The 21,792-nt window shown below is 60.5% G+C and carries 17 protein-coding genes and 1 pseudogene; 8 read left to right on the forward strand and 10 right to left on the reverse strand.

The genetic code is table 11. The features are described from left to right. Positions 1-48: 48 nt before the first annotated feature. The 3 genes from ACA064_RS15320 (at position 49) to ACA064_RS15330 (ending at position 941) form a co-directional block, all read left to right on the forward strand. On the forward strand, positions 49-333 hold the full coding sequence (locus ACA064_RS15320; protein WP_497674104.1) for a hypothetical protein: 285 nt from the start codon (positions 49-51) through the stop codon (positions 331-333). After that, positions 299-532: a hypothetical protein gene (locus ACA064_RS15325; protein ID WP_497674105.1), complete on the forward strand. Its 234-nt coding sequence runs from the start codon at positions 299-301 to the stop codon at positions 530-532. The genes ACA064_RS15320 and ACA064_RS15325 overlap by 35 nt, the downstream gene beginning before the upstream one ends. 265 nt (positions 533-797) lie before the next feature. Further along, entirely contained in the window at positions 798-941 is a 144-nt protein-coding gene (locus ACA064_RS15330; RefSeq protein ID WP_497674106.1) for a hypothetical protein, read from the forward strand. A gap of 326 nt (positions 942-1,267) precedes the next feature. Here the strand turns inward: ACA064_RS15330 and ACA064_RS15335 are convergent, their stop codons facing one another. The 6 genes from ACA064_RS15335 to salA all read right to left on the reverse strand — a co-directional run bounded on the left by ACA064_RS15335 (position 1,268) and on the right by salA (position 9,317). Then, positions 1,268-2,146 (reverse strand): LuxR C-terminal-related transcriptional regulator, encoded by an 879-nt coding sequence (locus tag ACA064_RS15335; RefSeq protein WP_497674107.1) that lies wholly within the window; start codon positions 2,144-2,146, stop codon positions 1,268-1,270. Positions 2,147-2,232: 86 nt separating this feature from the next. Then, positions 2,233-3,651 carry an aminotransferase gene (locus ACA064_RS15340; RefSeq protein WP_497674108.1) on the reverse strand — a complete coding sequence of 473 codons (1,419 nt, stop codon included), beginning with the start codon at positions 3,649-3,651 and terminating at the stop codon, positions 2,233-2,235. Between the two features lie 56 nt (positions 3,652-3,707). Beyond that, complete coding sequence (locus tag ACA064_RS15345) at positions 3,708-4,808, reverse strand: polyamine ABC transporter substrate-binding protein (protein ID WP_497674109.1); 1,101 nt, start codon at positions 4,806-4,808, stop codon at positions 3,708-3,710. Between the two features lie 134 nt (positions 4,809-4,942). Continuing rightward, positions 4,943-6,217, reverse strand: coding sequence for a peptidase MATCAP family protein (locus tag ACA064_RS15350; protein ID WP_497674110.1), 1,275 nt, complete (start codon positions 6,215-6,217; stop codon positions 4,943-4,945). A gap of 229 nt (positions 6,218-6,446) precedes the next feature. Next, complete coding sequence (locus tag ACA064_RS15355; RefSeq protein ID WP_497674111.1) at positions 6,447-7,814, reverse strand: MFS transporter; 1,368 nt, start codon at positions 7,812-7,814, stop codon at positions 6,447-6,449. Positions 7,815-8,021: 207 nt separating this feature from the next. Then, positions 8,022-9,317, reverse strand: coding sequence for a salicylate 1-monooxygenase (gene salA / locus ACA064_RS15360; protein ID WP_497674112.1), 1,296 nt, complete (start codon positions 9,315-9,317; stop codon positions 8,022-8,024). A gap of 137 nt (positions 9,318-9,454) precedes the next feature. Here salA and ACA064_RS15365 point away from each other — a divergent pair, with 137 nt between their 5' ends. The 5 genes and pseudogenes from ACA064_RS15365 (at position 9,455) to ACA064_RS15385 (ending at position 17,404) form a co-directional block, all read left to right on the forward strand. Further along, the gene (locus ACA064_RS15365) at positions 9,455-10,357 is read left to right on the forward strand and encodes a LysR family transcriptional regulator (protein ID WP_497674113.1); all 903 of its coding nucleotides are present in this window, start codon (positions 9,455-9,457) and stop codon (positions 10,355-10,357) included. Between the two features lie 619 nt (positions 10,358-10,976). Then, positions 10,977-13,687: pseudogene (locus ACA064_RS15370) on the forward strand (type VI secretion system Vgr family protein). Beyond that, the gene (locus ACA064_RS15375; RefSeq protein ID WP_497674114.1) at positions 13,684-15,498 is read left to right on the forward strand and encodes a phospholipase D-like domain-containing protein; all 1,815 of its coding nucleotides are present in this window, start codon (positions 13,684-13,686) and stop codon (positions 15,496-15,498) included. The pseudogene ACA064_RS15370 and the gene ACA064_RS15375 overlap by 4 nt, the downstream one beginning before the upstream one ends. Next, positions 15,498-16,787: an SEL1-like repeat protein gene (locus ACA064_RS15380; protein WP_497674115.1), complete on the forward strand. Its 1,290-nt coding sequence runs from the start codon at positions 15,498-15,500 to the stop codon at positions 16,785-16,787. The genes ACA064_RS15375 and ACA064_RS15380 overlap by 1 nt, the downstream gene beginning before the upstream one ends. Positions 16,788-16,891: 104 nt before the next feature. After that, a complete protein-coding gene (locus ACA064_RS15385; RefSeq protein WP_497674116.1) occupies positions 16,892-17,404 on the forward strand; it encodes a DUF2388 domain-containing protein in 513 nt (170 codons plus the stop codon). Positions 17,405-17,785: 381 nt separating this feature from the next. Here ACA064_RS15385 and pcsA read toward each other — a convergent pair whose 3' ends face one another. The 4 genes from pcsA to ACA064_RS15405 form a co-directional block, all read right to left on the reverse strand. Then, a complete protein-coding gene (pcsA, locus tag ACA064_RS15390) occupies positions 17,786-18,508 on the reverse strand; it encodes a phosphatidylcholine synthase (protein WP_497674117.1) in 723 nt (240 codons plus the stop codon). Positions 18,509-18,837: 329 nt separating this feature from the next. Next, the gene (locus ACA064_RS15395) at positions 18,838-19,950 is read right to left on the reverse strand and encodes a polyamine ABC transporter substrate-binding protein (RefSeq protein ID WP_497674118.1); all 1,113 of its coding nucleotides are present in this window, start codon (positions 19,948-19,950) and stop codon (positions 18,838-18,840) included. A 53-nt stretch (positions 19,951-20,003) separates the two neighbouring features. Continuing rightward, positions 20,004-20,888 carry an ABC transporter permease subunit gene (locus ACA064_RS15400; RefSeq protein ID WP_497674119.1) on the reverse strand — a complete coding sequence of 295 codons (885 nt, stop codon included), beginning with the start codon at positions 20,886-20,888 and terminating at the stop codon, positions 20,004-20,006. Beyond that, entirely contained in the window at positions 20,885-21,766 is an 882-nt protein-coding gene (locus tag ACA064_RS15405) for an ABC transporter permease subunit (protein WP_497674252.1), read from the reverse strand. Before ACA064_RS15405 ends, ACA064_RS15400 begins: the two co-directional genes overlap by 4 nt. Positions 21,767-21,792: the final 26 nt, after the last annotated feature.

Consider the following 21,792-nt stretch of genomic DNA (forward strand, 5'->3'; position numbering starts at 1 on the left):
TGGCAAAATAACTCTCAATATCTAGAGACTTTCGTCAGGAGCACCAACATGGTTCAACGACGTCGCCACCATCTTTCACAATTATCCCTGCGGCTCATGGCGTTGCGCGCCCATGTGTGCGAATTCAAGCACGATGAACTGGTCATTCGACGCACCCTGAGCGGAGGGCCGGCAAAGGATGGCGGACAGGCACTGGATCACGCGTTCGACGAAATACGCGAGTCGATAAACCATACCCAAGAGCTTCTTGAAGCCCTGGGCGAAGCAACCGGAAATGTAGAAGTGGTGAGGATCAGCGATGAGCGACGAAAAGACGCTGCAAGCCTGGTATGAGTTGCTTGACGACACCACCTATCGCACCGATTCACCGGATGCGTATCACACTGCACTGTTGAACCTGGCCGAACAGCTACTCAAGGCTGATGTGATCGACGCACCAGGCTGGGTGGAGCTCAAGGCGCTGGCGGACACCGCCCATTCCCAGGCGCTTGAAGAAGCGATCAGCACTCGGCTGGAAGATCCCGAAGCCTGACCTCGAACAACCCCGATTATTCTTTCGCGGCTCATTTTGCTGCTGCCTCAGTTACCCGCCAACTCCGCCCCCAGCCCTGCCGGTTCCACCACCTGCACCGCCCGTGCCCCCGCCTGTGCCGGGTCCGGTGGAAGTGCCGGTGCCATTGCGCATTGAGTCGACACCGCTGTTGGAGGACCTGGGGTTGCTGGAGGTACCCGTGCGACGGCTGTCGTCAGGGTCCGCAGCCGTACCCCACGTCGGGTTCAGATGGGTTGCTGGTGGCATGACCGAGCCACTGGCAGCGGGGCGGTTGCCGCTGGAGGCGCTTGGTGCGACAGCCTCAACTCCCGCACAGATTGAAATACAGATTGCTGAAAGCAGCCCGGACAGCATCAGCGCGCTGGTTTTCCTGGCGATCATGGCGTGACTCCCGCTTTGCGTCGTTGGCTAACATTGTCCAATGCCCGAGTGTCAGGTGTGGTGCGAATGACCAACGGTCGTTCTTCGCCAAAGACCTGCCGGATTCACACAATCCCCCGTGTTTGGCAGAAAGGTCTGCGCGATGCCCGCGATGACCGTGTTCGGCATAGATCTGCCGAATACACAATCCCCCGTAGGAGCTGCCGCAGGCTGCGATCTTTTGATCTTGATTCCCGGCAATCTGCAGAACCGCCAAAAGATCGCAGGCTGCGCCAGCTCCTACGCCGACCGTGATCGGCAGAATGATCTGCGCGATGCCCGCAACCGATCGTGTCAGACCACCCGGTTGTCCCGGCTGTGTGTCAACCAATCGATAAACAACGCGAACAATTCCGCCTGGGAGCTGATTTCAAGTTTGGTGTAGAGGTTCTTGCGGTGCATGCGCACGGTTTCCGGGGAGATATTCAGCACCCGTGCGGTGGATTTTACCGAGTGGCCACGCAGGATCAGGTGGGCGATTTCCCGTTCGCGCACGGTCAGCAGCGGGCTGCCGAAATTCATGAAGGCGGCTTCGATCTGTTGATTGAGGCTGGATTGGGGCGTCGCGGGCAGGGTGTTGCGGTCAATCTCGGTAAACAGCTGCCGCAGGCCGCCGCTGGTGCCGAAACGGCGCAGCAGCTCGCGGACCATGGGCTCTACGGCGCGCATCAGTGCCAGTTGTTCGGCGCTGAAGGGCGTGGTGCTCAGGCCCTGGAACATCGACAATGAAATCTTGCTCTGCGGGTCGAGATCGACGATGTAGTAGCAGTCTTCCACGGCGCCGCTCTTGAGGTAGTAAGTCTTGTAGTACTCGCTGCTGAAAAAGTCATCCGGGGCAATTTCCGAGAGGTGGTAGAAGCCTTCGGCAAGGCCGTTTTCCACCGCCAGGCAGAACGGGTCCAGCAGGTAACCACGGGAGAAGTAGCGGTTGATGATGTCGTCGCGGTGATCGCCCGGGATACCCCGTTGATGCAGCAACTGCGGGGGAAGGCCTTTGCGTTCGAGGCTGATCATCATCGACTCGATGGGCGTCAAACCGTTGAGGGCGGCTGCCAACGCTTCGAGAAAGACGCTGTCGTCCAGCGCCATGAAGGCTTTGGCCAGTCCCTCGTTCCAGGTCTGCAAGGCCTGGAACGAGGGAGCGCCGGGAGTATTTTTCAGGGACTCGGTCATGCCCGGCAGTCTACTCGCCGGGCACCTTGCAGGCAAAATGCCGAGAAGCCGTGGGGCAGGTTTTTCAGCCCCGTATTGCGGGCTATTCATTGGCCCTGGTACTGGCCGCTGCGCTGGAGTTCATCGGCAGTCTCCAGGATGCATTCGCCCAGGGTCCGGACCACTTCGTCGATCTGTGCGTGGGTGATGATCAGGGGTGGCGACATTACATTCAGGTGGCCGATCGGCCGCACCAGTAAACCCTTGGCTTGCGCCCGCAGGTGGATTTTCTCACCGATGTTCAGCGCCTCCGGGAACAGTGCCTTGGTCTGTTTGTCGGCGACGAACTCGATGCAGGCCATCAGCCGTTTGCAGCGCACGTTGCCCACCAGCGGCAGGTGGGCCAGGGTCTGCAGGCGCTGCTCCAGATAGCTGCCGACCTCCTCGACGTGAGCCAGGAGGTTTTCCCGCTCGATGATTTCAATGTTCTTCAGTGCCGCAATACAGCTCACCGGATGCCCGCTGTAGGTAAAGCCATGGGTGAAGCAGCGGCCTTTGCCCGGCTCGGCGATCACCTGCCAGATACCCTCGGAGAAAATGCAGGCGCCCAGCGGCAGGTAGCCCGAGGTCAGGCCCTTGGCGGTGGTGATAATGTCCGGTTGCATACCGAACACTTCTTTGGAGGCGAAGAAACTGCCCAGACGCCCGAACGAGGTCACTACTTCGTCGGCGACATACAGCATGTCGTAGCGCTGGCAGACTTCCCACATCCGCCGGTGATAACCCTCTGGCGGGATGATCACGCCGCCCGAGCCCATGACCGGCTCGGCAAAGAACGCCGCGACATTCTCGGCGCCGATGGTGAGGATCTTGTCTTCGAACTCATTGACCAGGAAGTCGAGGAAGTCCGCTTCACTCATGCCGTTCGGCGCCCGGTAGTAGTTGGGGCAGGAGACGTGATGGAACAGATCGCTCATAAAGTCGAATTCAGGCGCGCGGTCAGCGGCCTTGTTGCCGATCGACATGGTCAGGAAGGTCGAGCCGTGATAGGCGTTGAGCCGCGAGATGACGTGTTTCTTTTGGTGTTTGCCTCGGCTGTTCTGGTAGAACTGGACCAGTCGATAGGCGGTGTCCACCGCCGTCGAACCACCGGTGGTGAGGAACACATGGTCGAGATCGCCGGGGGCCAGGCTGGCGAGCTTCTCGCAGAGCTGGATGGCACTGACGTTGGCCATGTCGCAGAACGGGTTGGAGTAGGCCAGCTGGCGTACCTGATTGGCGATGGCCTCGGCCATTTCCTCGCGACCCAGGCCGATATTGGTACACCACATGCCGCCGACGGCGTCGAGGTAGCGAGTGCCGGCAGTGTCGTAGATATAGGCGCCATCGCCTGCGGCAATGTTCAACGAGCCTTGCTCACGGTGTTCGTCGAACATGTGGAAGCCGTGCATGTAATGGGCTTTGTCGGCGGCGACCAGTTGGTCCTGGTCCAATTGCGCGAAGAACGCTGGAGATTGAGTTGGCATAAGCTTCACCTTCGGCATCACTGTAGGGTGGATATCTGGCGGGGCAGGGGGCGGCATCATTTACCGGTCTTCACCGTGTTCCAGGTGCGGGTGATCAAGCGCACGCTGGCCTGGGGTTGAGTCTTCTGGGTGAACAAGCGCTGCAGGGTTTGCGCGTCCGGGTAGATCGCCGGGTTGTCGCGAACCTCGGCGCTGACCAGTGCGGTCGCCGCCTTGTTGCTGTTGGCATAACGGATGTAGTCGCTGACCTCGGCGATAACCTGCGGCTGCAACAGGTACTCGATGAAGCGGTGGGCATTGGCGACGTTGGGTGCGTCGACCGGAATGTAGAAATCATCGAACCATATCAGCGAACCTTCCTTGGGAATGAAGTAGTCGAGCCGGGTCTTCGCTCCGGCTTCTGCGGCGCGGGCCTGGGCGGTGGCATAGTCGCCGGACCAGGTGGTGGACAGGCACAGATCACCATTGGCCAGACCGTTCAGGTAACTGGTCGAGTCGAATTTGCGAATGTACGGACGCACCGCCATCAGCACTTCTTGAGCGGCCTTGAGGTCTTGCGGATCGGCGCTGTTGGGGTCACGGCCGAGGTAGGTCAGTGCCAGCGGGATAATGTCGGTTGGCGAATCGAGCAGGGTCACCCCACAGTCGGCGAAGCGCGCAACGACTTTCGGGTCGAAGATCATCGCCAGCGAACCGATGGGCGCATCCGGCATGCGTTCCTTGATCTTGTCGACGTTGTAGGTCACGCCGTTGCTGCCCCAGGTGTAGGGCGCCGAATAGGTCACGCCGGGGTCGTAGTTTTCCAGGCTCTTGAGCACTTGCGGGTCTAGATTTCGCCAGCTGGGTAGCTGTGTCTTGTCCAGTGGCTGGAACACCTTGGCCTTGATCAGCAGGGGCACCAGTGAGGCGTTGAGCACCACCAGGTCGTAGCCGGAACGCCCCGGCAGCAGCTTGCCCTGGACGGTTTCGTAAGAGTCGAAGGTGTCGTAGGTCACCTTGATGCCGGTGGCCTTTTCGAAGTTGGCGATGGTGTGCTCGCCGATGTAGTCCGACCAGTTGTACAGCCGCAGGGTATTGCCGGCTGTCTCCGTGCCATGGCTGAGCGCAGGGAGTGCGGCCAGTGCCGCGCTGAGTACTGCTGCGAGGATTTTGCGCATATCAGTCCCACCTTGTGGTTATTGTCGGGCCCGGTTCGAGCTGCTGCGCTCACTCTCAAGCAGAGCCGACAATCGCGCCATAACCCGATCGGGTAGGTGGGGGTGTCGAAGGACAGAATCAGGTTAATTCAGGCTCAGGCGCTGGCATCGGCTTCATGCTCGTCTGCGAAGGCCATGAGCACCTCCAGATCGAGCACATCCAGCTTGATCCGGGCGATAAAGGCAGAGAAAGCCAGGTTGGCGGCGAGCCGACGCAGATCGGCGGCCCAAGCCGGAAGATGGACCGGCCCCTGCAGCCAGCCGGACTCGAAGAGTGGGGCCAGGCGTACGGTATCACCCAGGCTGAGGCGCCCGGCGAACAGATAGGCCACCAGTTCCGGCCGGTTGTCGCGGATCGCGATGCGCAGCAGGGTATGGACGCCGAGCAAACCGGTCAGGTAGGCGGCATCCTTGGTGAATGCCGAACCGCCGCGCAGGTCGGCTCCGCGGAAAACCCGTTGAGTCGAGCGGAAGGACTCCTCCTGGGACTGACCGGCAGCGAGAAAACTTTCGAAGACCTGGATGAAATCGGCGCCATCCAGCGCCTGCTGGACCGCGAGCACGCGCAGGGCGAGGCGGCGCAGGCGGTTGATGTCCATGCTGCCGGTGAACAGCTCGGCCAGAGTGGCGATGCCCTCCTGAGTCTGGGTCGTGCGTGGTGCACCCAGGCCAAGGCTTTTCAGGTTGGGTTGGAGCGCGCCATTTTGTGCCGTGGCGACATGCACGAAGGCCTCATGTTGCAATAGCTGGTTCTTGTCCAGTTCAGAGAACAGGGCGCTGGCACGCAGGCGGATGCGGCTCGCCCCGGCGATGGCCTTGGCGGCCAGGGTCGGCTCGAGCACCACCGTGATCCGCCCGGGGCCGAAGAAACGATCCAGTTCCGGCTGCATCCAGGCGGCGAAGGCCTCGGCCGGGATCTCGGCCTGGCTCGGTGGAATCCGGGCACCACCCAGAAGGGCGTCGGTGGTCTTGAGGAAGAAGTGGGCCGCGTCCAGCATGCTCAGTTTCAGGCGTGGGTAGTAGAAGTCCGGGCGTCGGTAAAGCGCTGAAGAATACTGGGTGAAGTCGGGTGTGCCGATGGCACCCAGCATACGCCCGGCCGTCGCGTAGCTGCGCGCTGTCATGGCGAGGTAGCGCCCGGCCGGATGCCCCTCATCGCAACGGCCGATAAATGCTTCCAGGGCGGCGATGTCGGCGCTGTGCTCGCGCGGGCGCAGCTCGACCTTGGGCAGTTCGGCATGCCCGGCGCGCCATTGCGCCAGGAATACCTCTTCGATCCCAGCCGGCCAGGCCAAGGCATCGAGCACACGGATCTTGCGGGCCAGACCGGGTAGAGCGGCATCGAGTTCGGACAGGGGAGCGACGCTCACGGAAACCTCCTTGGGAGACGCGGGTCAATCTCAAAAGCTTAGTCGTTGTCGAGTCCGATCTCACACTGCGCAAAGATCAAAAACGGAACGCTTGTCGGCCTACCAGTAACCATTTGCCCTTGGCGAGTTTTTTCGGAATAGGCAGGATCTGTTTTTGGCGTTTGCATGGTTTCAGCCAAAAGGCGACGGAGTTGGCACAACCCCCGGATTAGCCGGGGGCCGGACGGAGTCACCGAGCTTCGTTGACGGAGGACGATTCCAGAGGTAGTACCGCTGCGGGGCGGATCAGCGCTGGCCGACCTGGCGGGTGCAATAGGAACACCAGTATCGCCAGAACCCCGACCACCCCGGGAGCGGCAAATGTCAGGAAGCTGACCTGCAGCGGCAATTGCGCCGCATGCAGGGCGCCGCCGAGCAGCGGGCCGATGATTGCGCCTATGCGGCCGATTCCCATCGCCCAGCCAAGGCCTGTCGAGCGGATATGGGCTGGATAGAATTGGACGGCGCAGGCGTTGGCCAGGATCTGGGTGCCGATAGTGCTGGCACCGGCAATGGCGATCAGCAGGTACAGCACCCATACCGGCGACTTGAGTGCCAGCAGGCTCAGCGAAAGTGCGCCCAGGGCAAAGAACCCCAGCAGCACCCGTTCGATGCCGACACGGTCGCCGAGCCAGCCACCACCAATGGCGCCGAATATGGCGCCGAAGTTCAGCACCAGCAGAAAAGCGAGGCTCGAATTCAGACCGTAGCCAGCCGTATGCATCAGTTTCGGTAGCCAGGAACTGAGGGCGTAGACCATCAGCAGGCAGCAGAAGAAGGCCAGCCACAGCATCAGCGTGTTCAGTTTGCGGCCATCCTGTAACAACTGCAGGATCGAGACGTGGCTCGCCTGGCCTTTGGCGAGGCCGAGCTGATCATCGGGTCGTGGCTGGTAGTCTGGAGCCGCCTTTTGTAGCAGCCCCCGGGCTTTGTCGACATGGCCTGCACGCAGCAGGAAGTTGAGGGATTCCGGCAGTTGGCGAACCAGCAGCGGCAAGACCAGCAGCGGAACGACGGCCACGATGAACACTGCCTGCCAACCCCAGCGCGGCATCAGCAGCATGCCCAGACCTGCCGACAGCATCCCGCCTATGGAATAGCCGCTGAACATCACCGCCACCAGAGTGCTGCGCATTTTCTTGGGCGCGTATTCGTTCATCAGGGCCACCACATTGGGCATCACGCCGCCGATGCCGAGCCCGGCGATGAAGCGACAGAGGGCAAATTCCGTGGGAGTCCGCGCGAAAGCGTTGATCACGGTGAACCCGCTGAACAGGATCACGCAGGTCATGATGGTCTTGCGCCGTCCTATGCGGTCCGACAGCGGGCCGAAGAACAGTGCCCCGAGCATCATGCCGAACAGTGCGCAGCTGCCCAGGAGTCCGGCCTCCACGGCGGTGAGACCCCAGTCCTGCATCAAGGCGGGCAGCACCACGCCATAGATCACCAGGTCATAGCCGTCGAAGACGATGATCAGCGCGCACCAGAACAGCAGGCGCCCATGAAACGAATTGAAGCGGGCCCCGTCGATCAGGGCGTTTACGTCGATAGTACGCATGGCTTGGCTCTTCTTGTCATTGTTATAACGCCTGGGACTAAGGCGACGGAGTCCCGGTGACGGCCGCTGGGCTGTAGGAGCTGCCGCAGGCTGCGATCTTTTGATTTTGCTTGCGGGCAATGTGCAGTACCGCCAAAAGATCGCAGGCTTCGCCAGCTCCTACGCCGATCGTGTACATCCACGAGTTGCCGGATGAACACACCCCCTTCAGTGACTGCTGCACAGGGCTTCCCAGCCCAGCAGCTCGCGAGCCCGGACAACGTCTGCGTCCAGATCGTGATTCCACAGCCAGTCGAAGCGGCTTTCCAGGGTTGAGGACAGGGCGTGTTCATTCGCACCGACATCCGGATCGCGTAGTTCGTACAGCTCACCGGCTTCCCGTGAGGTTCGCTGTACGCGGCAGGCGCGTGGACGGCGCAGCGTGTCGTAGGCCGCGAGCATCGCGTGCAGATTGTCGTTGCTCAACCGTGGGTCGCCGAGCAGCCGTGCCAGGAAAAACGCGTCTTCCAGTCCTTGTCCGGCACCGGCCCCCTGATGCGGTAGCGTGGCATGGGCGGCATCGCCAATGAGCGCGATCCGGCCGTGGACGTAACCCGGCAGTTCGGCCAGATCGTGCAGCGCCCAACAGGATGGCGCGGGAATGCATTCGAGCAAGATTCGCGCGGCGTCGCCCCAGCCCGCGAAGGCGTCGAGCATCTCGCGCTGACTGGTTTCGCGGACCCAGGGAGCGTCCTTGGACCAGACCGGGTCCGGCTCGCTGCGGTCGGAAACGAAGGCGACCACGTTGATGATTCGACCCTGTTTGACCGGGAAGGTGAGGATATGGCCGTCCAGTCCGAGGTACATCTGCGGCACATCGATCAGATGCTCATCGATGCCCCGGGCGCGGTAGGCTTCCCTCAAGTGCTGGCTGTTGATCATGCCGCGATAGGCGCAGGTGCCGCTGAAGCGAGGCGCGGCGGGTGGCGCACCCAGCCCCTCCAGAACATGGCCTCTTAACGCCGACTTGATCCCATCCGCGCCGATCAGCAGGTCGCAGCGATAGTCGCTGCCATCGGTGAACAGCACTCGAGCTTCGCCTGCGTGCTGTTCGACGGCGCCCGCGCGCTTGTTGAAGCAGGCAATGCCGGCGGGAAGGAGACTCGCCAGCGCATCCAGAAAGTCCGCTCGATGTACCGAGGACTGACCCACCCCCGGCGCCACGCTGGCACCGAGGTAGTGGGCATCGGTGCTTCGACGCCACTCGAACCACACGTCCTGCCAGGGCTCCGGCGTACGGTCGGCTATCTGCCGATAGGGTTCGGCCAGACCCAGGCCGGCAATCGCGCGAACCGCGTTGGCGCCGAAGGAAACACCTGCGCCGACCTCACCGAAGGCTGGAGCGGATTCGAACAATTGAACGTCGAGATGGCGATGACGGCAAAGATCCAGGGCGAGCGCGACACCGGAAATACCGCCGCCAACAATCCCGATACGCAAGGCTGAGCTGCTGTTGTTATTCATTGTGGTACCTGTGGTCGCGTTGTTTTTGTACGACCGATCATCGCGGGTCGAGTACTATTAATAAATACGTCGAAACCCATACAGGTTATTGCCAGTGTGAATATTACTCATTGGAAGACGCCAGCATTGGAGCTCCCATGGAACTGCGTGATCTGGATTTGAATCTGCTGGTGGTGTTCAACCAGCTCCTGCGGGACCGAAGAGTCTCCACCGCCGCGGACAATCTGGGCCTCACCCAGCCCGCAGTAAGCAACGCTCTCAAACGCTTGCGCCTGGCTTTGCAGGACGAGCTGTTCGTGCGCACTTACCAGGGCATGCAGCCCACGCCCTATGCCGAGCAACTGGCCGAACCCGTCGCCCTTGCGCTGCATACGTTACGCGATGCCTTGAACCGGCAGGACAGCTTCGACCCTTCGACCAGCGAGCGGGTGTTCACCCTGGCGATGACCGATATCGGCGAGATCTATTTCACCCCCCGGCTGATGGATGCATTGGCCAGTCAGGCGCCCAAATGCAGGATCAGCACCGTACGGGAAAATCCCATGAGCCTCAGGGAGGACCTGCAGAGCGGCACGGTAGATTTGGCCGTCGGCTTGCTGCCGCATCTGCAGGCGGGGTTTTTCCAGCGTCGACTGTTCCACCACCGCTATGTGTGTCTGTGCCGCAAGGACCATCCGGCCACGCGCGAGCCTTTGACGCTGGAGCGGTTCTGCTCGTACGGACATGTCAGGGTGATCTCGGCCAACACCGGCCATGGTGAAGTCGATGCCTTCATGACACGGGAAGGCATCGAGCGCTCGGTACGTCTGGAGGTCCCGCATTTCGTCGCGGTCGGGCACATTCTTCAACGCACCGACCTGCTGGCGACCGTACCTGAGCGCTTCGCCGCCTGCTGCGAAGAACCTTTCGGTCTGACGTCGCTACCGCACCCAGTGGCGCTGCCGGAGATTGCGATCAATCTTTTCTGGCACGCCAAATATCACAAGGACCCGGCCAACCGCTGGCTTCGTCAGTTGATGTTTGATTTGTTTTCGGACTGAGGGGCGCCATTGGATGTAGGAGCAAGCTTGCTCCGGGCGGAGTTCCGACGATGACGGCCTGACAGCCGGCCTATCTCTTGCGGATGTACCCAATCCCACTGTAGGAGCTGCCGAAGGCTGCGATCTTTTGATCTTGGCTTTTGGTCGTTGTATCTATCCATTTCTGCGGTTACGGCCACTTAATGTTTTCGGACTTGTTCGCCGGTACCCAGGCTTCCTGCGATCCCGCGAAAATAGTGCGCCATCCTCTTCAACTAGCCGCCGATTGTAGGCTGATTCGGCGAAGGATATAGGAACGCTCCTGATGAGACTTAAGGGGGTGGAACGGTTGCTGAAGATGATTCATTGTTGGTTGTAGGGAAGCAACCAGTCCCTGTCTGTAGATACTTTGCCCATGTATTTAAAAATGGATTGAATGCTGTGGCCGGCAACTTTTGGTAGTGGCGCGGCTATGTAAAAGAACAGAGTTCATTCTCCGAAAGAAGCCCGATCACTATTAACCCGAACAGCTTCGACAGCGTTTTGGTCGGGTTTTTTTCGCGTCTGCAAATGCCAGCGACGAAGCCACTTCATTAAATACACCGGGGGTGGCGTCGCCCGCCGCCAAGGAGGCCTGAACATGTCCAGCCCACTGCGCACTTTCTTCGACCACAGCCGGCATCAACTCTGGGTCCGCAATGTCGAGGCAGCGCTCGACGTCCTGACCTTCCACGGCGAAGAATGCCTGAGCCAGCCGTTCCACTACAGCGTGGAATTCACCTGCCCCCAGCAGGACCTGGCCGCCGAACAGCTGCTCGGCAAGGACGCCCGTTTCAGCCTGCACGCCGCGGCGCAAAAGCTGCCGTTCCTCGGCCTGAGCCCGTCCAAGATCCAGCCGCTGCGCACGCTGCACGGGGTAATTACCGGCTTCAAGCGGCTGTCCGGCTCCCGCGACGAAGCCCGCTACGAAATCACCCTCGAGCCGCGCCTGGTACTGCTCGGCCGTGGCCGGCAATTTCGCCTCTACCAGCACCAGTCGGTGCCGGAGATCGTCGACCAGATCCTGCGCAGCCGCCACGACTTCCGCGGCCAGGATTTCTTCTTCGACCTGCACCGTGAATACCCCAAACGCGAACAGGTCATGCAATACGGCGAAAGCGACCTGGCTTTTATCGCCCGGCTGCTGGCCGAGGTCGGCATCTGGTATCGCTTCACCAGCGACGAACGCCTGAACATCGACGTGGTGGAATTCCACGACGACCAGCGGGCCTACCAGTTCGACCTCGAGCTGCCGCACCGTCCACCCGCCGGGCTGAGCAGCGGCCAGGACGGGGTGTGGCAGCTGCAGACCCACCACCAGGTGGTGGAACAGCACGTCAACATCCGTGCCTACCACTCCAACGACGCCAACGCCTGGCTCCACGGCGACATCGACCACAGCCGCGGCGCGAAAACCACTTACGGCGAGGCCTACCACTACGCCGAACCCTACCGCGTGCTCGGCGACCGCTACCAACACTACGAAGACCTGCACAGCGAAAGCGGCTACTTCTACGCACGGCTGCGCCACGAGCGTTACCTCAACGACCAGACCCGACTCAGCGGGACCAGCAGCAGCGCCAGCCTGGCCCCCGGCCAGGTGCTGAAAATCTCCGGCGGCGCGCCGCAAGCCTTCGCCCCCGGAGCAGTGATCACCCGGCTGAGCACCTGCGCCGCCCGCGATGCCAGTTTCGAAGCCAGCTTCGAGGCCATTCCCTACTCGGAAAGCGTGTGCTTCCGCCCGCCGCTGCCGGCCAAACCGCAAATCGCCGGCACCCTGCCGGCCCGGGTCAGCAGCCCGAAGGCTCATGATCCCTACGCCGAAATCGACCTGCAAGGACGCTACCGGGTGCAGTTCCTGTTCGACCGCGATCAGTGGTCCGCCCCGGCCGGGAAAGCGCCTGGCTGCGCCTGGCCCGGCCCTACGCCGGCGACACCCACGGCCTGCACCTGCCCCTGATCGCCGGCACCGAAGTGGCAGTGGCCTTCGAACAGGGCGACCCGGACCGCCCCTACATCGCCCACGCCTTGCACGACAGCCAGCACCCCGATCCCGTCACCCTGAAAAACTACAAGCGCAATGTGCTGCGCACCCCGGCCAACAACAAACTGCGCATGGAGGACAACCGCGGCCAGGAACACATCAAGCTCAGCACCGAGTACGGCGGCAAGAGTCAGTTGAACCTGGGGCATGTGGTGGATGCGCAGAAGCAGAAGCGTGGTGAAGGTTTTGAACTGCGGACGGATGACTGGGGGGCGATTCGTGCCGGGAAAGGCCTGTTCATCAGTGCCGACGCGCAGCCTAAGGCTCAAGGCCAGGTGCTCGACATGAGCGCCGCCTTGGACCGCTTGCAACAGGCTGGCGACCAACTGCAAAAGCTCTCGGTCGATGCCCAGGCGAGCCAGGCCGAGCCGGCCGATGTGCAGGCGCAACTGACGTTGATGCGAGATCAGCTCAAAGAACTCAACGCTGCGGTACTACTGCTGAGCGCACCCAAGGGCATCGCCCTGAGCAGCGGCAAGCATCTGCAACTGGCGGCGAAACACAACCTGATGCTCAACGCCGGTGCCGAGGCCGACATCAGCGTGGTCAAGCGCCTGTTCATGGGGGTAGGGCAGGGCTTGAGCCTGTTCGTGCGCAAGCTCGGCATCAAGTTGATCGCCAACCAGGGACCGGTGAGCGTGCAAGCACAGAACGACAAACTGGAACTGCTGGCCCGCCATGGCCTGGAGATCACCAGTACCGAAGACGAAATCCACATCACCGCCAAGAAGAAAATCACCCTCAACGCCGGCGGCAGTTACATCACCCTCGATCCGCACAGCATCGGATCGGGTACAGCGGGTGACTACAGTATCAAGTCCGCGCATTTCGAGGCCCGGGGCCCGGCCAGCATGACGGCCACGCATCCGGATTATCCGCAGAACCTGTCCAAACAAAGGCTGCGGCTCAACGTCCCGCAAGCCCCCAATGCCTCCAGCAAAGGCTGGGCGGGTATGCCTTACACGCTTTATGCCGATGGCGCGCTGCTCAAACAAGGCGTGCTGGACGACACCGGACAACTGCTGATCGACCACCAGGTCATGACCCGGGGCTACCGGCTGGAGATGGCTAACGGCGTGACCTACCAGATTCCGCTGCCCACCGACTACCGCAATGCCGAGCAGGCGCACCTGGCCAATCGTGGTCTGCATAACCACCCCTCACACACCAACGCCGAGGTAAACCAGCCCACGGCGCACACGGATCACCGCGCTTTGTACGAAGCGGTGCTGGAAGGACTCAGCGACAAGGAAGGGAAAACCCAATGACGCAGTGCAATATCGTGGTGCCGGTCGCCCTCCAGCACACTCAGGAGGCAACCTGCAGCTCACCCTGGTTCGTCTGCCATACCGAATACCATCCGGTGGCAGCCACCTATCAACCCTTGATCAACGGCGAAGAAGCCTTCAAAGCCGTGCACCTGGCCATCGCCGGGGCCACGAAATCCATCGACATCATCTGCTGGGGCTTCCAGCCGTCGATGTACTTCATCCGCAACGGCAAGGCCCTGAGCATCGGCGAGCTGCTCAAGGCCAAGGCTCGGGAAGGCGTCAAGGTTCGCGTGCTGGGCTGGGAGTATCCGTTCAATGCCGCCGGCGCGGTGGGCGAGGCCAACCTGCCCGGCAAAGGCTCGCTGCGGATCAAGAATCGGGCGCTGCAGAGTTCCACCCAGGAGCAATACGCCTCTGATCGGCAGTGGTTTGCCGACTGTTCGGTCGCGGGCAATAAGGCGGCTCAGCGGAGCGCCGATCGCATTCCCCTGTTTGTCAGTCGCGGCTTCAGCAAGGCTGAAAGGGACAACGTTGCCGATCAGGTGAAAAACCAAAGTCTCGATCCGGAAATCAGCAGAAGCACGCGTTACGTGCAGTGGTGGTCACCGAGCCACCACCAAAAGAGCGTGCTGGTCGACTACGAACTGCCGGACCGCGCCGTCGGCTTCGTCATGGGCCACAACATGCTCGACGAATACTGGGACACCGACGGCCATTCGGCACTAAATCGTTCCGAAGACAGCAAGCCTGCACCCGACTGCGGCGCGCGTGGTTTTACGCCGCGCCAGGATATTTCCAGCCAGGTCAGCGGTCCGATCCTGGAACACCTGCACCACAACTTCGCCACCGCCTGGCGCAAGGACACCGGCGAGGACCTGCTCGCATCGCGTCAGGCCATGCACGTGGGGCTGCAGCTTCAATGCGCCCCCGGCGCCACCCGGCAGTTGGCCCAGCTATTGCGCACCCAGCCGCAAGCGGGCAAGCGCGATATCGAGCAGCTCTACCTGAAGGCCGTCAACAACGCGACCCAGTTCATCTACATTGAAAACCAGTATTTCCGCTGGCCACCCCTGGCCGCGGCCATCAAGCAGGCGGCGCTCGTCCAGACCCGCAAAGGCCGCGACCCCGGCCTGCATGGCGCCTTGCACCTGTTCGTGATCACCAATGCCACCGACGACGGCATCGGGGCGGGCACCGTCAATACTCAACGCATGCTCGAAAGCCTCGGGCGTGCCGAGACCATTCCCGAGGTGACGAAGTTACGGCGCATCGAGCAAGTGAAACAAGACGCACCACCCCGGCCACGCCCCGAGCCCCGCGACCGTCCCGGGCAGAGGGAACTGGCCGAATGGCAGGCCGAGCTTGATCAGCAAATCCAGCAGATCAAGGACAGCACCATTATCCCGGACAAGGACATTCCCGGCCTGAAAGTTCACGTGTGCTCGCTGGTCGCCCCCGACTCGCCGGCGGGTAAGCCATGGATGCCGGTGTACATCCACTCCAAGCTGATGATCGTCAACGACGTGTTCACCACCCTCGGATCGGCCAACATCAACACCCGCAGCATGCAGGTCGACAGCGAGCTGAATATTGCCCATGAGTGGATGAGTGTGACCCAGGCGCTGCGGCGGCGGTTGTGGGGGCTGCATTCGGCAGGGAAGGGGGCGCAGGATGATCCGGCGGAGGCATTCATCGCTTGGCAGGAGATCATCGACAAAAACAAAAAACTCCAGAACGACGAGGAGGTGCCCGACGCCCCTCTAGTTGAATTTTATTATGACAAGGCAACCTTGAAGGACCTCGACTGATGCGCCGGATCCTCCTGCTGTCATGCCTGCTGCTGGCCGCCTGCGATAGCCGCAGCGCCTTTACCTATACGAAGAAGGACCCCCATGTGAACCCGCTCACCGAGATTAAGGCCAGTCTGGCTTTCACCTGCGCACACGAAAAAATTCCTGCGGCCACCGCCGAAGCCGATGTCCTGTTCCAATACGCACGCTGGTTACAGAAGAACAACCAGCTCAAGCAGGACAAGGCCGTCGATGCTCAGATCGAGAGGCTGTATCGCATTGCCAGCGAGAACGGCCATTACAAAGCCAATATCAATCTACAGAACGGTGCGATGCGCGGCCATTTCAAGCTCCGTGGCGAGGAGCACCTGCGTCTGAGTCAGCAACTGATCGAGGCGGGTGTGGCGACGGGCTACTACTTCGTCGGGATCTTCCTGCAGCAGGGCTCGGCCGGGCTACAGCAGGACCCGGAAATGGCGCTGCGCTACTACCGTAAAGCCGCCGACCAAGGCAATGCCGAGGCGCAATACTACGTAGGCGACAAGCTGGCGCCCAAAAAAATCGCCCCAGGCGTTGCCCGGCAGATGCGCAGATGTGCCGCTGAGCAAGGACAGGGCAGAGCCGCCGTCATGCTGTCGATCTATCTTCAGGACGATAAAAAATACAATGAAGCCATTGAGGTCTTGCAGATGGGCGTGGCTGCCGGCAACGAAAGTGCCGCTTCCCGGTTGTCGAAGGGTTTTCGCGCGCCGCCGTCCACTGATGAACTGTACTACCTCGGCCAGCAGGAGGATCTCGAACGCGCCGAACGTTATAAAAAGATCTGGAGGGTGCTCGCGAACTACTCCTACGCCCACCCCAAAATCCCCGAGATCAACGAGATCCTCCCGCTGCCACCAGCCCAACTTCCGCCATGGGACGGCAAGCTCCAATGGCTGGAAGCGCGTCAGGCCAATGTCCCGCCACAGAAACCCAGTGAGGCTCTAATCAACCAACTGGCAAAGGCCAAGGTCCTCGAGCCGACCACTGGCCGACCGATGCCAGGCTCATCCGCCTTCCTCAAGGCCACCTTTCCCGTGCCGATCTGTAACAGCGGCCAAGCCTGCACGCAGACGGGTTATTGGCAGGCCGCCCGGATCGCCCACCCGTCGCTGTCACGCCTCGAAGGAGGCGCCATTCGCCGTTTCGAGCAGGGCGAAATCATGCCAACGCAGAGAGTCCAGAGTCGCCACACCCGTTTCTTGCTCTCCGACAAAATTACGGTCGCCGAAGAAAAAGTCTTATGGGAATTGCTCGGTGAAGCCTAAGTACTGCCTCATCTGGCTGTTGAGCGCGGCGCTGGTCGGTTGTGGCGGCTCATCTGTCGCTCGCCCGGATCCGATAACCAATACCAACGCAGAGTGGGGGTATTTTGAGCGTAATAACTATTAATTGTATTTGGTGGTCACATGCAGGCGGCAGAATTTTTACGGCGTTTCAAGGTGAAATTGCAGCACTTCCACCGAAGTTTCGATGTGCCTATAGTCTTAAATCGACGTTGATGGCCTGCACAAGAAAAATTCGATATGGCAGCATTCTTATATTGATGCTGCTTTTCGGTTCGTATCACTCATTGGCATTGGGCAGTCCGGCTATTCCTGATGAGAAAGCGCTGTCCACCATCGGCACTGTCTTTACGTTTTTTCCGTCCATATATGTGTCCCAGTGGACGTCCGATGGCACGTCGGATCTGTTCGAGGATCGAGACCTTAAAGTGTTGCTGCGGGCCCGGGATGATGCGGCTGCCTTTGTCGCCAGTGATGGCGATCATCGAGGTGCGTTTCTGGAAGTTGCGCTTGGCGTGATGAGCTTCCGTGGTATGGAACAGAGTGATATGGCGCTTGCGACATGGATTCTCACGGAGTTTTCAGACACCGACCCGTGAAACTCTCCAATGTGGCGGCTTGAAAAGGGGAGTTGTGCTGCCAAGAATCATGATAGATCCCTAACTGGATGCAGGACCGTTGGTCTTCCCCCGAACAAAAGTTGACCGTGGTAGTTGCCGAAAGCTGCGATCTTTTGATCTTTATCTTGTTGGAGCGGGCTTGCCTTAATGCCAGTAATTTAGGAAATAAGGTCTCTGTAGGAGCGAGCTTGCTCGCGATGGACTTAAGGGCGGCGCGTTTATTCAGAACACACGCGTTATCGTTAACGTCTATCGCGAGCAAGCTCGCTCCTACAGGGAAGGCGGCCTGACAGATAGGGCCAGGCGACGACAGTTATGTCCAACCTGGCGAGGCACCAAGTCCTCGCCAACCGCAACGCTTTATTGTGCGCGTAACCTGTCGAACCACTCCAGGGAAGTGCGCCAGATGCAGATGCCCAGAAAATACGCGGACATCGCCAGCCACAGCCCCATCACCATCGGGTCTTTGCCTGGATGGTTGAGCACCAGCGACAGGCTGCACAGCAACCAGACGGCGGTCACGGCGATGTTGATCGGCATGAACCGACGGACTCGGAAGGGGTGGAGGAATTTCATCCGGCTCACGGTCAATAGCGCCAGCCCGATAATGCTCAGCAAAGTGATCCAGGGCGGCGGGGAGATGATGAAGAGGCACAGGGCGACCACATTCCAGGCGGCGGGGAAGCCCTGGAAGTAGTTGTCCTTGCTCTTCATATTGACGTTGCAGAAGCAAAACAGCGAAGAGACCAGGATCACCGATACCGTCAACAGCGGCGTGTAGCCCGGCAGCTCGATATACCAATAGATGAACAGGGCGGGGATGAATACATAGGTCAGATAGTCGATGACCAGATCCAGCACCGAGCCATCAAAACCCGGTAGGACAGTCTGGACATTGACCTTGCGCGCCAGCGAGCCGTCGACGCCATCGACGATCAGCGCCACCCCCAGCCACAGCAGGCAGGCCTTGGGATGGTCCTCGAACAAGGCAATGGTCGCCAGGAATGCGGTGACCACGCCGGTGGCGGTAAACCCATGGGCGCCCCATGCTTTAAGCCTGGCTATGTGTAGAGTCGATATCATCGGGGCATTCTCCAAAAATTGCAGCCAACCTGTAACCACCGTCGACGCGGGTACCGGCAAACATAGCTTAGGTTGCAAGTATCGACCGGGTATCGGGGAATAAGGTTCACCAGTAAAAAATCTTTGCTCCGTCATGCACTGCGTAGATTAGATCAGCGTACTGCATCACTGACGCCTTCAAGCTTGCGGGCTGAAAGAAAAAAAGCGCCCGAAGGCGCCAAGAGTCACCTTAACCGAGGGAGGCCAGGTGAAGCCGTTCATGGGGCTGCCGCGTTGGTAAGTCGCTGCGTGAACGGAATTGGGTGTCGCACCGACAGGCGCGCTGGTGTCTATTTGCCGAGTTTTACCCGGGTCCAGCCACGGGTCATCAGGCGCTGGGTGCCAATGGGCAGGTCTGGGACCGCATAGAGGGTGGCCATCACCTCTTGCGGCGGGTACGAGCCAGGGTCGTTACGAATCGCTTCATCGACCAAGGGTGTCGCCGCGGCGTTGGCGTTGCTGTAGCCGACGTTGTTGGTGATCTCGGCCATGATGTCGGGACGCATCAGGAAGTTCATGAACAGGTAGGCATTCTCGACGTTTGCCGCGTCCCGGGGGATGGCGACCATGTCATAGAAGCTGCCGGCGCCTTCTTTCGGGATGCTGTAGCTGATCTTCACGCTGTCGCCGGCTTCTTTGGCGCGGGCCTTGGCCTGCAGTACGTCGCCGGAGTAGCCGACGGCGACGCAGATGTTGCCGTTGGCCAGGTCCGAGATGTATTTGGACGAATGGAAGTAGGCCACCGATGGGCGGATTTTCATGAACAGCGCTTCGGCCTCGGCGATCTGCTGCGGGTCCTGGGTGTTCACCGGATAGCCCAGGTAGTGCAGGGCGGCCGGGAGCATTTCGGTCGGCGAGTCGAGGAAGCTGATGCCGCAGGCTTTCAGTTTTGCCGCATTCTCGGGTTTGAACAGCAGGTCCCAGGAATTCACCGGTGCGTCGGTGCCCAGGGCCTGCTTGACCTTGCCCGGGTTGAAGCCGATACCGATCGAGCCCCACATGTAGGGGAAGGCGTGGCCGTTATCGGGGTCGCTGGCGGAGGCGTTTTTCAGCAGGGTCGGGTTGAGGTTTTTCCAGTTGGACAGCTTTGACTTGTCCAGCGGCTGGTAGACCCCGGCCTTGATCTGCTTGGCCAGGAAGCTGTTGGAGGGGACGACTATGTCGTAACCCGACTTGCCGGCGAGCAACCTGGCCTCGAGGGTTTCATTGCTGTCGAACACGTCGTAGACCACGCGGATACCGGTTTCGTCTTCGAATTTCTTCACCGTGTCCGGTGCAATATAGTCCGACCAGTTATAGACACGCAGCACCTGGTCATTGGCCAGGGCGCAGGTGCTGATCGTGCTGAAAAAGGACCCACCCAATAAGGACAGCGTGAGTAGAGTCCTGCCAAACATTTTCATCCGTACAACTCCGTTTTTTTCTTGTGATGTGAGGCTTCGGTGAAACGCGGCTGCTAGGCAGCCGCACCCGCCAGTTGGCGCTCAGGTTGTTTCCAGGATTCGCTCGCGGTCTGGTCCATGGCTTCCTGGATCGCGCGTTTGCGGTTGGCTTCGGCCTTGCGGCTGAAATACCAGACCAGGAAGGTGACAAAGGACACCACCAGCAGAATCAGGCTGGCCACCGCGTTGATCTCCGGTTTGACCCCCAGACGCACGGCGGAGAACACTTCCATCGGCAAGGTGGTTGAACCCGGCCCGGAAACGAAGCTCGCCAGCACCAGGTCATCCAGCGACAGGGCGAAGGACATCATGCCGCCCGCGCCCAGCGAGGGTGCGATCATCGGGATGGTGATCAGGAAGAACACCTTCAGCGGCCGCGCCCCCAGATCCATGGCCGCTTCTTCGATGGACAGGTCCAGTTCACGCAAGCGTGCCGAGACCACCACCGCCACATAGGCCGCACAGAACGTGGTATGGGCGATCCAGATGGTGATGATGCCGCGCTCCTGGGGCCAGCCGATCATCTGCGCCATGGCCACGAACAGCAGCAACAACGACAGACCGGTGATCACTTCGGGCATCACCAGCGGCGCGGTGACCAGGCCGCCGAACAGCGTGCGGCCCTTGAAGCGGGTCACGCGGGTCAGCACGAAGGCCGCCAGGGTGCCCAACGCCACAGCCGCCACTGCGGTGTAGCAGGCGATTTCCAGGGAACGCACCACCGAGCCCATCAGTTGCGAGTTGTCCAGCAGGCCGACATACCACTTCACCGACCAGCCGCCCCAGACCGTCACCAGTTTCGAGGCGTTGAACGAGTAGATCACCAGGATCAGCATCGGCAGGTAGATGAACAACAGACCCAGTACCAACATCAATTTTGCAAAGCCGAAACGTTTCATGCCCGTCCCTCCATCTCTTTGGCCTGGCTGCGGTTGAACAGGATGATTGGCACAATCAGGATCGCCAGCATCACCACCGCCAAGGCGGACGCCACCGGCCAGTCACGGTTGTTGAAGAACTCCTGCCAGAGCACGCGGCCGATCATCAGGGTCTCCGGGCCACCGAGCAGTTCCGGGATCACGAACTCACCGACCACTGGAATGAACACCAGCATGCAACCGGCGACGATGCCGTTTTTTGCCAGCGGCACGGTGATTTTCCAGAAGTTGTTGAAGGTGCTTGAACCCAGGTCCGATGCTGCTTCCAGCAGGCTTTGGTCATGCTTGACCAGGTTGGCGTAGAGCGGCAGGACCATGAACGGCAGGTAGGCATATACGACGCCTATATACACCGCGATATTGGTGTTCAATATTTCTATCGGGTGCTGGATAAGGCCGGTCCAGAGCAGGAATGCATTGAGCAGCCCGTTGTTGCTGAGGATCCCCATCCAGGCGTAAACCCTGATCAGGATCGCGGTCCAGGTCGGCATCATGATCAACAGCAGTAATACGGTCTGCGCGTCCTGGCGGGCCTTGGAGATGGCATAGGCCATCGGGAAGCCGATCAGCAGGCAGATCAGGGTGCTGAAAAAGGCTACTTTCAACGAGCCCAGGTAGGCCGAGATGTAAAGATCATCGGCGGCCAGCAGCGCATAGTTGCCGACGTTGAGGAACAGCTGGAATTTCTGCTCGGCGAAGCTGTAGATCTCCGAGTAGGGTGGGATGGCCAGGGCCGCTTCCGAGAAGCTGATCTTCATCACCAGGAAGAACGGCAACATGAAGAACAGGCACAGCCAGATGAATGGAATCCCGATGACCACTTTGCGGCCACTGGGGATCAGTCGCTGAATCCGCTTATTGATAG

The organism is Pseudomonas sp. LBUM1658, assembly GCF_059716055.1.

Bases quoted from the DNA above. Each gene is read 5' to 3' on its own strand.
- ACA064_RS15330 (WP_497674106.1), top strand. From the start codon at position 798: ATGACCGAGCCACTGGCAGCGGGGCGGTTGCCGCTGGAGGCGCTTGGT.
- ACA064_RS15365 (WP_497674113.1), top strand. From the start codon at position 9,455: ATGGAACTGCGTGATCTGGATTTGAATCTGCTGGTGGTGTTCAACCAG.
- ACA064_RS15395 (WP_497674118.1), bottom strand. From the start codon at position 19,950: ATGAAAATGTTTGGCAGGACTCTACTCACGCTGTCCTTATTGGGTGGG.
- ACA064_RS15325 (WP_497674105.1), top strand. From the start codon at position 299: ATGAGCGACGAAAAGACGCTGCAAGCCTGGTATGAGTTGCTTGACGAC.
- ACA064_RS15340 (WP_497674108.1), bottom strand. From the start codon at position 3,651: ATGCCAACTCAATCTCCAGCGTTCTTCGCGCAATTGGACCAGGACCAA.
- ACA064_RS15335 (WP_497674107.1), bottom strand. From the start codon at position 2,146: ATGACCGAGTCCCTGAAAAATACTCCCGGCGCTCCCTCGTTCCAGGCC.
- salA (WP_497674112.1), bottom strand. From the start codon at position 9,317: ATGAATAACAACAGCAGCTCAGCCTTGCGTATCGGGATTGTTGGCGGC.
- ACA064_RS15400 (WP_497674119.1), bottom strand. From the start codon at position 20,888: ATGAAACGTTTCGGCTTTGCAAAATTGATGTTGGTACTGGGTCTGTTG.
- ACA064_RS15355 (WP_497674111.1), bottom strand. From the start codon at position 7,814: ATGCGTACTATCGACGTAAACGCCCTGATCGACGGGGCCCGCTTCAAT.
- ACA064_RS15375 (WP_497674114.1), top strand. From the start codon at position 13,684: ATGACGCAGTGCAATATCGTGGTGCCGGTCGCCCTCCAGCACACTCAG.
- ACA064_RS15320 (WP_497674104.1), top strand. From the start codon at position 49: ATGGTTCAACGACGTCGCCACCATCTTTCACAATTATCCCTGCGGCTC.
- ACA064_RS15380 (WP_497674115.1), top strand. From the start codon at position 15,498: ATGCGCCGGATCCTCCTGCTGTCATGCCTGCTGCTGGCCGCCTGCGAT.
- pcsA (WP_497674117.1), bottom strand. From the start codon at position 18,508: ATGATATCGACTCTACACATAGCCAGGCTTAAAGCATGGGGCGCCCAT.
- ACA064_RS15345 (WP_497674109.1), bottom strand. From the start codon at position 4,808: ATGCGCAAAATCCTCGCAGCAGTACTCAGCGCGGCACTGGCCGCACTC.